We start from the raw sequence: 15881 nt of genomic DNA, 5'->3' as shown, positions 1-15881 counted from the left end.
ATCCGCTGCGCAACGAGTGATCGCCTACTCGACGTGCACCCGGCGCAGCGCTCCTGGCGTGAGATCGGCCAGCGTCGGATAACCGTCGACGGCCATGATGAGGTCAGCTTCGGCAAGCAGTGAACGCAGCACGTGCACAATGCCGTCGGCGCCGCCCAGGGCCAGGCCGAACACATACGGACGTCCCACCCCGACGGCGCTGGCACCGAGCGCCAGCGCCTTGACGATGTCGGCGCCGCTGCGGATACCCGAGTCGAACAACACCGGCAAACCGTCGGCGGCCTCCACCACTGCAGGGAGGCAGTCGATTGCGGGAATCCCGCCGTTGGCCTGGCGGCCGCCGTGGTTGGAGCAGTAGATGCCGTCGACCCCGCCGTCGCGGGCCCGGCGCGCGTCGTCGGGATGGCAGATGCCCTTGACGATAAGGGGCAAGGTGGTCAGCGAGCGCAGCCACGGAAGGTCGTCCCACGTCAGCGGATTGCCGAAAAGCGACACCCAACGCAGCACTGTGGCTTGCAGGTTCTCCTCCGGCGGCTGCGACAAGCCGGCGCGGAACACCGGGTCGCTGGTGTAGTTGGCCAGACATTTTCCGCGCAGTTGCGGGAAGTTCGAGGTGGCCAGGTCGCGTGGGCGCCATCCGGGCACCCAGGTGTCCAGCGTGACGACGATACCCTTGAATCCGGCGGCCTCCGCACGCTGCACCAGGCTGGCTGCCAGCTCCCGGTCCGTCGGCGTGTAGAGCTGGAAAAACCCTGGGGTGTCCCCGAATTCGGCGGCGACATCCTCCAACGGATCTTCGGTGAGTGTGGAGACCACCATGGGCACGCCGGTGGCCGCGGCCGCGCGGGCACCGGCCAGATCACCGTGGCCGTCCTGACCGCAGATGCCCAGCACCCCGATCGGCGCCATGAACACCGGAGAGGGCAGTTTGAGCCCGAACAGGTCGACCGAGAGATCGCGTTCACGCTGCGCATTGAACATCCGCGGCATCAGACCCCACCGGTCGAACGCGGTGCGGTTGACCCGCTGGGTGCGTTCGTCGCCCGCACCGCCCGCGACGTAGGACCACACCGACGGCGGCATCGCGGCGTGCGCCTTGGCTTCCAGTTCGGTGTAGTCCATGGGCATGGTCGGCAGCACGCCGGACAAGCCCTGAAGATAGATCTCGAGTTGGTAGTCGCCGAATGCCATGACGGCTACCCTGCCATCCCGGCGTCGGCCGGTCAGCCCGCTTCCGCTTTGGCCAGCTCGGCCTTCCACTGCCGGAACGTCTCCTCGGTGCGCCCGCGCCGCCAGTAGCCGGAGATCGACGACGCCCATTTCGCGTCGACGCCACGCTCCTTGCGGATGTAGGGCCGCAGATTGTGCATCACCGCCTGGGCTTCTCCATGGATGAAGACCTGCACCTGGCCGGGCAACCACTGCGCTTCCTTGACCGCCGCGATCAGCGGTGCGTGGTCACCGGCCTGCTCCTCGCCGACCAGATCCGCACGCCCGCCCCGGTAGATCCAGTTGACCTCGACACCGTCGGGTGCACTCAGCGCGACCTCATCCTCGGGTCCGCCGACTTCGATGAAGACTTTGCCAACAGCATTGCCGGGCAAGGCTTCCAGTGCTCGGCTGATCGCCGGGAGCGCGGCCTCGTCACCGGCGAGCAGATGCCAGTCCGCCGCGGGATCCGGTGCGTAGGCACCACTGGGTCCCATCAGGTAGGCGGGTTGACCGATCTGGGCCGTCGACGCCCACGGTCCGGCGACGCCGTGGTCGCCGTGGACGACAAAGTCGATGGCGATCTCACCGCGTTGCTCGTCGACCCGGCGCAGGGTGTACGTCCGCACCGTGGGGCGATGCTCGACGGGCAGTTCGTTGAAACTGTCCAGCGTCAGCGGCCGGGGCAGCGTATCCACATCGACGCCGTTCCCGACGATGACGAGCTTGACGTAGGCGTCGGTGGAATCGTTCGGTGAGAAGGTGTCAAAGCCGGTGCCCTTGCCCGCGCCCCCGAGCACGAGCCGCACCATGTGCGGGGTCACCTCTTCGCGTCGCACCACCTGAAACGTATGCACTGGACGTGCCGCCATACCGCCTCCAAAACTCGTTCGCCGACTCGTCATTGGTCGACCTCGCCGACTATACGGAGACGGCCCCGCTCGATGGCTCCTACCAGGGCTGGCCCAACCCCCCGTTCGACACCTCTCAGCCGGGCCGACCGACACCGCGACACCACGCGACACCGGGTGCACCACCAGGTCAGCTACCCTGATCACAGATTGCTGTCTTGTATGCGAGACAGGTTGCTTGGAAGAGGGGCCGCTGTGGCGACTGCGAGTCGGGTGAAGTCTGCGGAGCGCGTCATGGACGTGCTGGATCTGTTGGCGCGGCGGGGAGTTCCGATGGCGACCATGGAGATCGCCGAAACTCTGTCCATGCCGAAGAGCACCACTCATCACCTGCTCAACGTGATGCGGGAGCGGCGCTTCGTGTCCTACTGGCCCGATCAGCGAGCCTGGACCCTCGGCGTTTCCGCATTCGAGGTCGGTGCGTCCTATATGAGGTCCGGACCGCTACACCGGGCCGGTCAGCGCTACATGCTCGCCCTGACCAACGCGGTCAACGAGACGTCGCACCTGGCCGTACTGCAGGGCACCGACGTCATCTACCTGGACAAGCGCGAGCCCTTGACGCCGGGAGTCCGGTTGGTGACCGAGGTCGGGTCTCGGTTGCCTGCCCACCTGACCGCGGTCGGCAGAGCCATCCTGAGCCGTCTCGATGTCGAGCAGTTGTCCACCCTGTACGACGGCTACTCCTGGCTGTCCCGCACGGGCGAGGGCCCCACCTCACTGTCCGCCTTGCGCGATGTTCTGCAATCGGTGCGCAACAACGGCTACGCCCACGAAAAGGGCACGACGACTTCCGGTATCGACTGCATCGCCAGTCCCGTGCTCACCCGCGATGGCCGTGCCGTTGCCGCGCTCGGGGTCGCCTACATGTCCGCCACCAAGACCGCGGAACAGGCCGAAGAAATCGCCCGATCCGTGGCCGCTACGGCCGCGGACTTCTCAGCCAGTTTCGGCGCCAGGGTCGACGAGGCGAGCAGCGACGACGGCGCCCTGGGTATCGCCTAAGCCGGCATCGCCGCTGTTCCGCTTTCCCACGACGTCTGGTATTCAAGACCAATGTCTTGGATAACAGAGACCCGCGGCCAGCCGGTACACACCACAGCGTTGCTGTTGAGCAAGGACTTGTCTTTGACCGTCGGCACCCGCGAGCTGGCCGACCTCGCCGACGGCGACGTGTTGATCGATGTCGACTACGCCGGGATCTGCGGGTCTGACCTCCACGTGCTCCAGACCGGGGACTGGGTGGCTTATTGGCCGGCCACGCTCGGGCACGAGGTCTCCGGTCGGGTGCGTCAGTCGCGACACTCCGGTTTCGCAGCCGGCGACCAGGTGGTGGCCGACTCCCGGATCCCCTGCCGGGTCGTTGACGGCCGCATGCAGGCCGACCGGCTCAGCCAAGACCTGCAATGGCTCGGCGAGGCCCGCCCGGGTGGTTACGCCGGCGCGATGGTCATCCCGGGAGACAGTCTGTACCAGGTGCCTGCCGGGCTGGACACCGCCGATGCGGCACTGGCCGAACCCCTGGCCGTCGTCATGTGCGCGATCGATCAGCTTCCCGTCGAGTCCCCCGAGACGGTGGCCATTCTCGGCTATGGGCCGATCGGGGCCCTCACCCATGCCGAGATGTCCCGCCGATGGCCCGAAGCTTCCGTCACCGTCGTGGAACCGAACAGCCGACGGGCCGACCTCGCCCGCGCACAGGGTGCCCGGGTCGCTGACCTGACGGATGCGGCACGGTATTCCGTGGTGATCGACGCCGCCGGCTACGACGGCTCATTGACCGCCGCCATCGATGCCGCAGCATTCGGCGGGTCCGTCCTGCTCATCGCGCTCGGCCACGCCTCAGCCACCGTCATGCCGGCGACCATTGTCGAGCACAGCCTGCATGTGGTCGGCAGCGTCGGCTTCGACGACCGCCACGTCGACGAAGCCCTGGCCGCGCTGGCCGCACAACCCGGCCGCTACAACGCGATCGTCACCCACACCGTCGACCTCGCCGACGTCCCGGCCTTCGTGTCCGACGGGGGCATGCGCGAAGCCATCAAAGTACTGATCAGGTGCACCCGATGACGACGTCACGCCGATACCTCGTCACCGGGGGGACCAGCGGTATCGGAGAAATGTGCGCCCGGCACCTCACCGCCGAAGGCCATCGGGTGTGGGTCACCGGCACCCGGGAACACTCCGTGTCCGGCGCCCTCGAGCGCTCCGCCGCGGCCGGCGGCAGCGTCGCCGATGCCGCCGATACCGCCGCAACGAACCGGGCATTCGACGACGCCGTCGACGCGTTCGGCGGACTCGACGGCGTCTTCCTCAACGCCGGCATCGACGGCGAAGCCAAGCCCGCCGAGCAACTCGATCCCGACACGTTCCGCCGCGTCCTGGATGTCAACGTGGTCGGCATCCTCAACGGCGCCCAGGCTGCCCATCGCACCGTGTCCCGACCGGGAGCGATCGTGGTCAACGCCTCGGTGAACGCCATGCGCCCGGAGGCGCATTTCGCCGACTACAACGCCAGCAAGGCCGCCGCTGCAGCGCTCGCGGGCACGCTGGCGATGGAATGGAGTGGTGACGGCCTCACCGTCACGTGCGTATGCCCGGGCTACTTCCGCACCAACATGACCGCGCAATACCTGGACGACCCGGAAGTCAGCGCCGAACTGCTCGCCCGGGTCCCCGCCGGGCGGTTTGGCGAAGCCACCGACATCGCCACCACCGTCGCTTTCCTGCTGTCGAACCAGGCACCGTTCCTCACCGGTGCGGTGATACCGATCGCCGGCGCAGCCAACCTCTGAGCGCGGACCACACGCCCGAGCCTCGGCAACCAATTACCCATAAAGTCTTGCACTCCAGATCAAAGTCTCGTATACAAGACGAACAGCGTTGGTGATACCCGCCTCACCCTCAGTCGCCGAACCATTGGGAGCCATGCACATGTCAACCGACCGACCCCTTCTCGAGCGCGGCCTTTGGCAGGCGATGTCAGCCGCCGATCGCGCCGATCTCGTCGACCGCGGCAGCGCGAAGATCTTCGACCCCGAGCTGCGCGAAGGGGTACTGGAGATCATCGAAGACGTGCGCCAGAACGGTGACGCCGCCCTGATCCGCGCTCTGGAGAAGTTCGACAAGATCTCCATCACCCCGGACCGGATCCGCGTCTCCCCTGAGGAGTTCGTCAGCGCGCGCGAAAAAATCAGCCCGGAACTGCTGGAGGCGATCCGCGACCTGCTGGCGCACCTGAAGGCGTTCAACGAGCAGCTGACCGCGCACGGCGACTGGAGCTTCGAGAGCGAACCCGGCCTGACCGTCGGCGAGAAGGTGACCGCGATCGCCAGCGCCGGGTTGTTCGTCCCCAGTGGCAAGGGCTCCTACCCCTCGGTGATGGCCCAGCTGGGTGCACCGGCGGTGGTGGCGGGCGTGCAGAAGATCGCCGTCGTGGTGCCGCCCATCCCCGGTGGCGACGGGGAGGTTGACCCCGCGGTGCTGGTCGTTGCGGACGAACTCGGTATCCACGACGTCTTCCGGGCCAACGGCCCGGCCGGTATCGCCGCGCTGGCATTCGGCACCGAGAGCGTGCCGCAGGTCCGCAAGGTGTGTGGGCCGGGTAGCCCGCCCGTCACGTGTGCCCAGGTCGAGGTGCAGCGTTATGGCACCGTCAGCGTCATGCTGCTGGGACCGAGCGAATCGCTCATCCTGGCCGACGACTCCGCAGACCCCTACCTGCTGGCCGCCGACCTGCTCAATGAGGCCGAACACGGCCCCGACTCGACCAGCGTGTTCGTCACCGACAGTCAGGCCCTCATCGACGCAGTGCAGACCGAGGTCGCCAAGCAACTGCTCGACCTGCCGGACAACCGCGCCGAGTACGCTCGGCTGGCGCTCGGGAAGAACGGCGGAGCCGTGCTGACCACCTCGGTCGAGGAGTCCGCAGAGGTCGCCAATGTCTTCGCCCCCGAGCACATGCAGATCGCGGTCCGCGATGAGGAGCACGTATTGGACCTGATCGTCGATGCCGGCGAGATCCTGATCGGCCAGCACACCACGGTGTCGATGGCCAACTTCATCATCGGTTGCCCCGCCGCGCTACCGACCAGCGGATACGCCAAGGTCAGTAGCGGCGTGACCGCCGATGCGTTCCGCAAACGCACCGCCGTGGCCAAGTCGACCCCCGAAGCCCTCAAGCGCATGGCGGACACCGTCATCGCCTTCACCCGGCACGAGGGTTTCCCCGCCCACGAGTTCGCCGTCACCCGCCGGCTCGAACGCCGCTGACCCGTGGCCCGACAGCACTCCCGCCCCGCGGCGCGCCGCACGGCCCAACGAAGGAACTGACCAATGTCCGTCCTCAACCCCGAACAGCGTTCGATCGAGTACGTTCCCCACCACGAACGCCACGGCCGGGCCCGCAGCCTCTTCACCTTGTGGTTCGGCGCCAATCTTCAGGTCACCGCGATCGCCGCGGGCGCCATCTCGGTGGCGATCGGGCTCTCGCTGCCGTGGGCGCTGCTGGCTTCCCTGGTCGGCAACCTCATCGGTGCGATCTTCATGGCGCTGCACTCCGCGCAGGGACCGATCCTCGGCATCCCGCAGATGATCCAGAGCCGCGCCCAGTTCGGGTTCTACGGAGCCGTCCTGCCGCTGATCCTGGTGATCCTGATGTACCTCGGTTACTTCGCCACCACCGCCGTGCAAGGAGGGGCGGCGTTCTCCAGCCTGACCGGGGTCAACATCGACGCGTCGATCATCGTTGTCGCCGCGGTGACCGCTGCGCTTGCCATATTCGGATATCGCCTCATCCATGCTTCGGAAAAGTGGCTGTCGGTGATCGCCGGCCTGGCCTTCCTCTACCTGAGCTACCGGTTGGTGTCGACGAATGACCTCAGCGCCGTGTGGCACACGGGTGACTTCTCCTGGGCACTGTTCCTGGCCGCGACCGCGATCGCAGCCACCTGGCAGCTGACCTACGCACCGTATGTCGCCGACTACTCGCGCTACCTGCCCGCCGACACCTCGGTGCGCGCCTCGTTCTGGTTCACCTACGCCGGTGCGGTGCTCTCGACGATGTTCATGTTCTCATTCGGCGCGACCGCGACGGCCGTCGCCGGTGATGCGTTCGACGGAGGGTCGGTCGACTTCATCGTCGACCAGGCCGCCGGATGGCACGCCCTGTTCTTCCTGATCATCATTGCCGGGGTCATCGGGGTGAACTCGCTGAATCTGTACGGGATGTTCATGTCGACCACGACCGTGCTGAACTCGGTCTTCAAGATGAAGGTCTCCGCACTCATGCGCGCAGTGCTGATCGTCGTCGTCGCTGCGGTCGCCACCACGATCGGGCTCGTCGGCAAGGACAACTTCCTCACCAACTTCAGCAACTTCATCCTGCTGCTGGCGTACTTCCTGATCCCGTGGACGTCGATCAACCTGGCCGACTTCTACGTCATCCGCAAGGAGCGCTACAGCATCGACGACATGTTCAACCCGCGCGGGCACTACGGCGGAGTGGATTGGCGCGCCATGACCGCCTACCTGGTCGGCATCCTCGTCGAAATTCCGTTCATCGCGAGCCCCTTCTATACGGGCCCGGTGGCAAACTGGCTTGACGGCGCAGACATCTCGTGGATCCTCGGCATCTTCGTCGCAGGCGGTCTGTACATCTTCTTGATGAAGCGCTATCCCAACCGGTCCGGGTATCCCGAGCCCACCTTCGCCATCCCCTCCTCCCCGAGCCCACAGGCTGCGGCCGCCGCAGGCGACCAGAACGCAGCTCCCGTATGAAAGCCTGCGAAGTCCGCGCCTTGATCCAGGTCAAGCCGCCCCGGCTCGATCGCCGAGCAGCCCGCCTCGATGCCTGCAAGACCGTCGAAGACCTACACCGCCTTGCGCGCCGACGCCTGCCCCGCCCGGTGGCCGACTATGTCGACGGCGGTGCCGACGAGGAACTGACCCTGGCCGACAACGTCGACGCGTTCCGCCGGTGGCGCTTCACGCCGAGCGTGCTGGTGGACGTGGCGTCGGTCGACGCCTCCACCAGCCTGCTGGGCCGACGCAGTGCGCTGCCGTTGGGACTGGCGCCCACCGGTTACACCCGGATGATCTCGACCGCGGGAGAACCGGCGGTCGCCGGTTCGGCCGCCCGCGCAGGCATCCCGTACGTGCTGTCCACGATGGCGTCGACCTCAGTGGAAGCCCTGGCCACCCATCCTGAAAGCGGCGGTACCGACCGGTGGTTTCAGCTGTACATCTGGAAGGACCGCGACCTCACCGCACGGCTGGTGACCCGCGCGGCGGCCGCCGGGTACCGGGTATTGGAGATCGCCGTCGACACCGCCGTGTCCGGGTACCGGGTGCGCGACGTGCGAAACGGGCTGACGATCCCCCCGCAACTGACCCTCAAGGGACTCGTCGACATCGGCATACGTCCCGGGTACTGGACGAAGATGCTGGCCAGCCCCGCACTGCAATTCGCGAATGTGACCGCCGGCGGCGGCTACACCATCGACAACATCACCAAACAGTTCGACCCGTCGGTGTCGTGGGAGGATCTGGCTCGCATCCGCGAGCTGTGGCCCGGGCCTGTCGTACTGAAGGGCCCGCTCGGCCCGGACGATGCCATTCGCGCCCGCGACCTCGGCGTCGACGGCGTGCACCTGTCCAACCACGGGGGTCGCCAACTCGACCGCACCGTGGCGCCCATCGATCTGGTCGCGCCCGTGCGCGAGGCCGCGGGCCCGGGCTTCGCGGTCTTCGTCGACTCCGGCGTACGCCATGGCGCCGACATCGCCACCGCGCTGGCCCTGGGGGCCGACGCCGCGTTCATCGGCCGGCCTTACCTCTGGGGTTTGGTCGCCGGCGGTCGCGCCGGGGTCGACAAAGTGATCGAGCTGCTGTCGGATCAGTTCGCCCGGACCATGGCACTACTCGGCGTCAACAGCGTCGACGAACTACGCAGACGCGGCACCACGCTGCTGCAACATCGCTGACCGGCAACCACCAGAGTGCCCACCCGCACTACCATTTCACTGCGAGACTTAAGTCTGCAATACAAGACAGAAGGTAGAGATTTCGATGACACTGACCTCTCCGAACACCGCGCCGAAATCCACCTCTGTCGTCACGGTGGGGATCGGGCCGGTCAGTTTCGCCGACGTCGTCGCGGTCGCCCGCAACGACGCGGCAGTGCAACTGTCTGACGAGGCGATGACTGCCGTCTCCGAAAGCCGGATGCGCATCGACGCCCTGGCCGCCAACCCGTCCCCGGTGTACGGGGTGTCCACCGGATTCGGCGCCCTGGCCACCCGTCATATTCCGCAAGAACTACGAACACAGTTGCAGCGCAGTCTGATTCGTTCACATGCGGCCGGTTCGGGCGCGGAGGTGGAACGCGAGGTCGTGCGGGCATTGATGTTGCTGCGCCTGTCCACGCTGGCCACCGGGCGTACCGGCGTGCGACCGGAGGTGGTCCGGGCCTACGCCGATCTGCTGACGGCAGGCCTGACACCGGTCGTCTACGAGTACGGCAGCCTCGGCTGCTCGGGCGACCTGGCCCCGCTGGCCCACGTGGCGCTGGCCCTGATCGGCGAGGGCGAGGTCCGCACCCGCGACGGTGAGCTCCGGCCCGCGGCGGAAGCGCTGGCCGCGCACGGCCTGCAGCCGGTGATCCTTGCCGAAAAAGAAGGCCTGGCCCTGATCAACGGTACCGACGGGATGCTCGGCCAACTGGTCCTCGCGCTGACCGACCTCGACGCGTTGCTGCGGCTGGCCGACGTGGCGGCGGCGATGAGCGTCGAAGGTCTGCTGGGCACCGAGCGGGTGTTCGCCGCCGACCTGCAGGCGTTGCGACCGCACCCCGGCCAGGCACTGGCGGCGGCGAATATGACACGACTGCTTGCCGATTCGGCCATCGTGGCCAGCCACAAGACCGACGACTGCACCGTGGTCCAGGATGCCTACTCGTTGCGCTGCGCCCCGCAGGTCGCCGGCGCGGCCCGCGACACCGCCGATCATGCCCGGCTGGTCGCCCAACGCGAATTGGCCAGCGCGATCGACAATCCCGTGGTGACTCTCGACGGCCGGGTGGAGTCCAACGGCAACTTCCACGGTGCCCCGGTGGCCTACGTGCTCGACTTCCTGGCCATCGTGATCGCCGACCTTGCCTCCATCAGCGAGCGGCGCACCGACCGGTTCCTCGATCCGGCGCGCAACCACGGCCTGAACGCGTTCCTGGCCGATGATCCCGGCGTCGACAGCGGTCACATGATCGCCCAGTACACCCAGGCCGGCATCGTCTCCGAACTCAAGCGCCTGGCCGCCCCCGCCAGCGTCGACTCCATCCCGTCCTCGGCGATGCAAGAGGACCACGTGTCGATGGGTTGGTCGGCGGCACGCAAACTGCGGCGAGCGATCGACGGACTCACGCGGGTACTGGCCGTCGAAGTGCTCACTGCCGCACGCGCCCTCGATCTGCGCACGCCCCTGACCCCCGCTCCGGCCACGGCGGCCGTCATTGCCGCCGTCCGCGAACACGTGCCAGGCCCCGGCACCGACCGCTACCTGGCTCCGGAGATCGCCGCGGTCGTCGACCTGGCCCGCAGTGGCGCGCTGGTGGCGGCCGCTGAGGGCGCGATCGGCGCACTGCAGTGACCAATCCCGTTCCCGCCCACCACGCCCGACCCACCGTGCGGCCTCGCGCCGTCGTGGCCGGACTGCCCCGATACTCGCGGGCCGCGGGACTCGACCAGGTTCGCCGGCGTGCATCGTCCAACGAATCGACGGTGCCGCCTTCGCCGCTGGTCCAGCAAGCCATCGCCGAGGCGGCTGCGCACGCTCATCTCTATCCGTCGCTGCAAGGCGATCTGCTCATCGCCGACCTCAGCGCCCGGCTACAGGTCGCGCCCGAGCAGATCGTGGTCGGCGGCGGTTCGCTGGCGCTCCTGCAGCACACGCTGGCCGCATACACCGGGGCCGCAACAGAAGTCGTCCATGCCTGGCGCAGCTACGAGGCCTATCCGATTCTCATCGGTGTCGTCGGAGCCACCCCCGTCCCGGTGGCACTGGATGCGAACCACACGCACGACGTCGACGCCATGGTGGCCGCGATCACTCCGGCCACCCGGGCGATCATCGTGTGCAACCCGAACAACCCCACCGGGACAGAGCTGCCGCGCACCGAGATCGAACGAATCATCACCTCGGTGCCCAGCAACGTGCTGGTGCTGCTCGACGAGGCCTACCAGGAGTTCGCCACCACCCCGATCGACGGGCTCAGCCTGGTCCGCCGGTATCCCAACGTCGTTGTGTTCCGGACCTTTTCCAAGGCGTACGGATTGGCCGGCCTGCGCGCCGGCTATATGATCGCCCATCCCGACATCGCCGACAACGTGCGCGCCGCAGCACCGCCCTTCGGGCTCAGCCTGCTCGCCGAAGCCGGTGCCCGGGCTGCCTGGGCCGACACCGGCCACACCGGTCGCATCATCGACGTGGTCCGTGACAGCCGCGAATACCTGCGCACCGAAGCCGCCGGGCGCGGACTGCACACTCCGGTCAGCGGCGCCAACTTCGTCTGGTTGCCCGTCGGGTCACGTGCCACCGAACTTGAGCAAGCCTGTGTGTCCCAAGGCGTTTCGGTGCGTGCCTTCCGCGGTGAGGGGGTGCGTGTCACCGTCGGTGACCGCGACGCCGAGGACGCCGTACTGGCCGCGATCGACAGCATCGACGTGCCGCCACTACTCCGTCGGCGTTGACGACGGGGTGAGCGTCACTGCGCGTCGCGGTTCTCGTTGTTCGTCGTCAAGTGTCCGAGAACCGCGGAGTGCGCTTTTCGAGGAATGCGTTCATCCCCTCCCTTTGATCGTGCGTTCCGAACCGGCCGAAGAATGCCTCGCGTTCGTGTCGGATACCCTCGGCCAGGGTCGATTCGAACGCCTCGTTCACCGCCCTTTTCACCGCTCGGCTTGCTGGTCGGGACATGCGCGCGATGAGCTGCGCCACGGCCAGCGTTTCCTCCATCAGATCGGCGGCCGGAACAACCCGGCTTACCAGCCCGACTCTCTCGGCCTCCTCGGCGGTCAGGGTCCGGCCGGTGAGGCACAGGTCCATGGCCTTGGCTTTCCCGATCGCCCGCGTGAGCCGCTGCGTTCCGCCCAGGCCGGGGAGGATGCCGAGCGTTATCTCGGGTTGGCCGAACCTTGCGGTGTCCGAGGACATGACGAGATCGCAGAGCATGGCGAGCTCACAGCCGCCGCCGAGGGCGTATCCGGACACTGCGGCGATGATCGGCTTGCGAATCTCGGACAGCGAGTCCCAACCGGCGAGTAGCTTCCGTGCTTTCGCCGCTTCCGGCGTAAGGCTGACCATTTCCGCGATGTCGGCACCGGCCGCGAAGGCGCGCTCGGAACCAGTCACCACGATGGCGCCGACTTCAGGGTCGGTATCGAATACGCGGGCAGCGCGTATTACTTCGGCTTCCACCCGATGATTGAGCGCATTGAGCGCACCGGGCCGGTTGAGGCGGATCAGACCCACACCCTCTGCGGGGCGCTCGATCTCGATCATCGTATAGGCAGTCATGCCATTACCGCCGCGAAGATGGCGGACCGTCTATCGTCAACACTGCCGGCAGTGCCAAGCTGGTCCAGCGGGCACACCTCGGTCACCTCCGGCAGTGGGACGGTTCTCAGTCGTCGACCGCAGCCTTGAGCCACTCGCGGAACGCCGTGAGAGCCGGAGATTGTCGACGTCGCGCATGCCAGACGAAGTAGTACGTGTGCGGACCTAGATCGAGGGTATCGGGGAACGGAGTCACCAGCGTACCGTCGCCGAGTTCCTTTGCAACAAGCGCTTTTTGCGCAATCGCCACACCGTGTCCCTCGATGGCAGCTTGGTACGCCAGCAGCGATGTCTCGTATTTCATCCCGCTGTACGCATTGGATGCGCGGACTCCGGCGGCCGCCAGCCATTGCGCCCAGTCGTCCATCCGGGCCAGGGAGTGCAGCAACGTGGCATCGGCCAAGTCTGCGGGATCGGTGAGCGCAGCGTGGGTCGCCGGCGCGACGACCGGAACGAGTTCGTTGGGGATGAGCGGTTGTGCGCACAGACTGGGCCAGTTGCCGTCGCCGAGTTGGAAGCCTGCGTCCAGATCTTCGCGATCCAAGTCGATCGGCGCCGGCGACGTAGTCAGCTGGACGTCGATGTCGGGGTGCAGACGGTGGAAACTCGCGAAGCGCGGAATCAGCCACCGCACCGCAAACGTCGCGGGAGACCGGATTTTCAAGATCGTTCCCCGAGAGCCGGGCCGCACCGCTTCCGTGGCGATCTCCAGGGCCGTGAAGAGCGGCCCGATCTCGGCGAGAAAACGTACACCGGCAGGTGTCAGCTCCAGACCACCGTGTACGCGGTTGAACAACGGCACCCTCAGGAAGTGCTCCAACGCACGGATCTGCCGACTCACTGCGGCAGGAGTGACAGACAGTTCCGCCGCGGCCTTCGAGATGCTCAGCAACCGTCCTGTCACCTCGAACACCCTGGTCGGGTTCAGTGGCGGAAGCGGATCCCGGCGAGCCGACACGTCCACGCACTTTACTCGGCATCACAGAGTCTGGGGCTGAGTGGGACGCACCAGGAGCGGTTGTGCTGCGGCCGCAACCTCGTTTCGCCGCGACCGTTCCGAGCGCAGACCCCAGCACAACGTCACCGCCAGACACGGCACGAGCGAGGCGACTGAGTAGCCGACACCAGCCAGCTGGTTACCCGTGAAGTCGACGAGGGAGAGGCTGATGAGCGGGAGGAAACCGCCGAACAGGATGTTGCCCAGTTGCTGGGCGAAACCGAAACCGGTGGTGCGGGTCTGCGGCGGGAACTGCTCCGTGATGAACGCCGGTAGCGGGGCCATCACCATCGCCGTGAGGACGGCGAGCACCGCGATCACTGCCGTAACAGCAGCCCACGATGAGGATTGGACAGCGCCGCGGATGGCCGAGAAGGCGGGATAGACAGCCACCATCCACAGCACAATGCCGGCGAGCATGACCCGGGAGCGACCGATGCGGTCCGAAAGTGCTCCGAACAATGGGTAGCACGGGGCCGCAACGATAATTGCCACTGCCAGGCACATATTGGTGTGGCTCTGGTCGACCTTGAGCACGGTCTGGAGGAAATAAAGCATGTAGACGATCGACGTGTAGAGCGTGACTGAGGTGGCACCCTGGGCGCCGAACGTGGCCAGCAGGATGGACTTCCACGACTTCCAGGTGCGGACGGTATCGAGCAGCGGCGATTTCGATACCTGCCCTGATACCTGAAGTGCGGTGAATACCGGGGTTTCTCGCATCCGCAGCCGGATCAATGTGGCAACCATGACGATCGGCGCGGAGATCAGGAACGGGACGCGCCAGCCCCAGCTCATGAATGCGTCCGCGGTCAACGTCGCCTTGAGCAGCGATACCAGCACGAGCGCAATCAGCAGTCCGACAGTCGCGGTGCCCTGCAGCACGCTGGTATAGCGGCCGCGTCGCTCCGCTGGGGCGTGCTCCGTGACATAAACGACCGCCGAGCCATACTCACCGCCCAGCCCCACACCCTGGACCACCCGCAAGAACAGCAACATCGCCGGTGCCCACACGCCGATTGCGGCGTAGGTGGGCAGGCAACCGATCGACACCGTCGCCACACCCATGAGCGCGAGCGTGACGACGAAGGTCTTCTTCCGGCCGATGCGGTCAGCCATCGGGCTGAAGATCACGGTGCCCAACGGCCGGGCCAGGTACGACACACCGAAAGTCGCCGCAGCGAGCAGCGTCGCGACGGCCTTGTCCTGGGCCGGCAGGAACAGCTCGGTGAGCGTCCCCGTGAGAGCGGCGTACACGAAGAAGTCGTAGTACTCGAGCATCGCACCGGTGCTCGATGTGACCAGAATGCGCCCGATCGAGTCCCGAGATCTTTTATCTGACACGGCATCTCCTCGTTGAGATCACAATTTACTTTCTGTTCTCCAGGAACTGCTGCACCGTGGTCCGGTGCTCGTCACCGCACAGCAGGATCGCCTGCATCGATGCGGCAATCTCCAGGGACGCAGTGAGCCCTGACTCCGCTGATTCCCGTACGAGACGTTTTGCCATGCGCAAAGCCTGTGGTGGGTTCGCCGCAATCGCTCGCGCCACCGCACTGCACTGGGCATCGAGTTCGTCGTCCGGCACGATCCGGGAAACGATCTGCAACTCGCGTGCGGTATCTGCGGAGATGAACTCACTGGTGAGCGTCAACTCCATCGCCTTGGCGACACCGACGATCCGGGCCAGGAACCACGCGCCGCCGATGCCGGATACGAGGCCCAGCCGCAGAAAGCTCTCGGCGAACCGCGCCGACTGTGCGGCGATGCGTATGTCACACATGAGGGCTAGATCGAAACCAGCACCGACGGCGGACCCGTTGACCGCGGCAACGGCCGGCACCTCGAGGGCGCGCAACGCGCGGGTGATGCGGTGCAATCCCGTCCGGAGTCGCTCCTGAACCTCGACGACGGTTCCGGCCATCAGATCCGCCCCGCGGGCCATGTCCTTGACATTGCCGCCGGTACAAAAATGTGCTCCGGTCGACCGGATCAGCACACAGTGCACAGCCGGATGAATACTGGCGTGCTCGAGCGCATCGGCGATGGCGCCCACCATGGTGGTGTCCAACGCGTTCCCGGTATGCGGGGCGTCCAGTGAAAGGGTGAATACGCCGTCCGAAATATCTGTGTGGACCGGTACATTCATTGAAACC

Annotated in this window: 14 protein-coding genes; 8 read left to right on the top strand and 6 right to left on the bottom strand. The window is 66.6% G+C overall.

The genetic code is table 11. The features are described 5' to 3' along the window. Positions 1 to 24: 24 nt before the first annotated feature. Together M1247_RS20490 and M1247_RS20485 are read right to left on the bottom strand one after the other, a co-directional pair. On the bottom strand, positions 25 to 1191 hold the full coding sequence (locus tag M1247_RS20490; RefSeq protein ID WP_317158216.1) for an alpha-hydroxy-acid oxidizing protein: 1167 nt from the start codon (positions 1189 to 1191) through the stop codon (positions 25 to 27). A 32-nt stretch (positions 1192 to 1223) separates the two neighbouring features. Further along, positions 1224 to 2081 carry a siderophore-interacting protein gene (locus M1247_RS20485; protein ID WP_317158215.1) on the bottom strand — a complete coding sequence of 286 codons (858 nt, stop codon included), beginning with the start codon at positions 2079 to 2081 and terminating at the stop codon, positions 1224 to 1226. A gap of 234 nt (positions 2082 to 2315) precedes the next feature. On the opposite strand from M1247_RS20485, the gene M1247_RS20480 reads away from it, so the two are divergent. The 8 genes from M1247_RS20480 (at position 2316) to M1247_RS20445 (ending at position 11863) form a co-directional block, all read left to right on the top strand. Beyond that, the gene (locus tag M1247_RS20480; RefSeq protein WP_317158214.1) at positions 2316 to 3125 is read left to right on the top strand and encodes an IclR family transcriptional regulator; all 810 of its coding nucleotides are present in this window, start codon (positions 2316 to 2318) and stop codon (positions 3123 to 3125) included. A 51-nt stretch (positions 3126 to 3176) separates the two neighbouring features. Beyond that, complete coding sequence (locus M1247_RS20475) at positions 3177 to 4190, top strand: zinc-dependent alcohol dehydrogenase (protein WP_317158213.1); 1014 nt, start codon at positions 3177 to 3179, stop codon at positions 4188 to 4190. Then, a complete protein-coding gene (locus M1247_RS20470; RefSeq protein ID WP_317158212.1) occupies positions 4187 to 4915 on the top strand; it encodes an SDR family NAD(P)-dependent oxidoreductase in 729 nt (242 codons plus the stop codon). The genes M1247_RS20475 and M1247_RS20470 overlap by 4 nt, the downstream gene beginning before the upstream one ends. A 139-nt stretch (positions 4916 to 5054) precedes the next feature. Continuing rightward, positions 5055 to 6392 (top strand): histidinol dehydrogenase, encoded by a 1338-nt coding sequence (gene hisD / locus M1247_RS20465; protein ID WP_317158211.1) that lies wholly within the window; start codon positions 5055 to 5057, stop codon positions 6390 to 6392. A 63-nt stretch (positions 6393 to 6455) separates the two neighbouring features. Beyond that, the gene (locus M1247_RS20460) at positions 6456 to 7898 is read left to right on the top strand and encodes a purine-cytosine permease family protein (protein WP_317158210.1); all 1443 of its coding nucleotides are present in this window, start codon (positions 6456 to 6458) and stop codon (positions 7896 to 7898) included. Then, positions 7895 to 9103, top strand: coding sequence for an alpha-hydroxy acid oxidase (locus tag M1247_RS20455; protein ID WP_317158209.1), 1209 nt, complete (start codon positions 7895 to 7897; stop codon positions 9101 to 9103). The genes M1247_RS20460 and M1247_RS20455 overlap by 4 nt, the downstream gene beginning before the upstream one ends. Positions 9104 to 9188: 85 nt before the next feature. After that, positions 9189 to 10763 (top strand): histidine ammonia-lyase, encoded by a 1575-nt coding sequence (hutH, locus tag M1247_RS20450; RefSeq protein ID WP_317158208.1) that lies wholly within the window; start codon positions 9189 to 9191, stop codon positions 10761 to 10763. After that, a complete protein-coding gene (locus M1247_RS20445; RefSeq protein WP_317158207.1) occupies positions 10760 to 11863 on the top strand; it encodes an aminotransferase class I/II-fold pyridoxal phosphate-dependent enzyme in 1104 nt (367 codons plus the stop codon). Before hutH ends, M1247_RS20445 begins: the two co-directional genes overlap by 4 nt. 46 nt (positions 11864 to 11909) lie before the next feature. On the opposite strand, the gene M1247_RS20440 is transcribed toward M1247_RS20445, so the two are convergent. The 4 genes from M1247_RS20440 to M1247_RS20425 form a co-directional block, all read right to left on the bottom strand. Next, entirely contained in the window at positions 11910 to 12689 is a 780-nt protein-coding gene (locus M1247_RS20440; protein ID WP_317158206.1) for an enoyl-CoA hydratase-related protein, read from the bottom strand. Between the two features lie 106 nt (positions 12690 to 12795). Further along, a complete protein-coding gene (locus M1247_RS20435) occupies positions 12796 to 13686 on the bottom strand; it encodes a LysR substrate-binding domain-containing protein (protein ID WP_410506907.1) in 891 nt (296 codons plus the stop codon). A 21-nt stretch (positions 13687 to 13707) separates the two neighbouring features. Next, a complete protein-coding gene (locus M1247_RS20430; protein WP_317158204.1) occupies positions 13708 to 15069 on the bottom strand; it encodes an MFS transporter in 1362 nt (453 codons plus the stop codon). A gap of 25 nt (positions 15070 to 15094) precedes the next feature. Further along, the gene (locus M1247_RS20425; RefSeq protein ID WP_317158203.1) at positions 15095 to 15874 is read right to left on the bottom strand and encodes an enoyl-CoA hydratase-related protein; all 780 of its coding nucleotides are present in this window, start codon (positions 15872 to 15874) and stop codon (positions 15095 to 15097) included. Positions 15875 to 15881: the final 7 nt, after the last annotated feature.

The organism is Mycobacterium appelbergii, from assembly GCF_032883035.1.
Classification (GTDB): Bacteria; Actinomycetota; Actinomycetes; order Mycobacteriales; family Mycobacteriaceae; genus Mycobacterium; species Mycobacterium appelbergii.
This window is presented reverse-complemented; position numbering and strand designations above follow the sequence as displayed.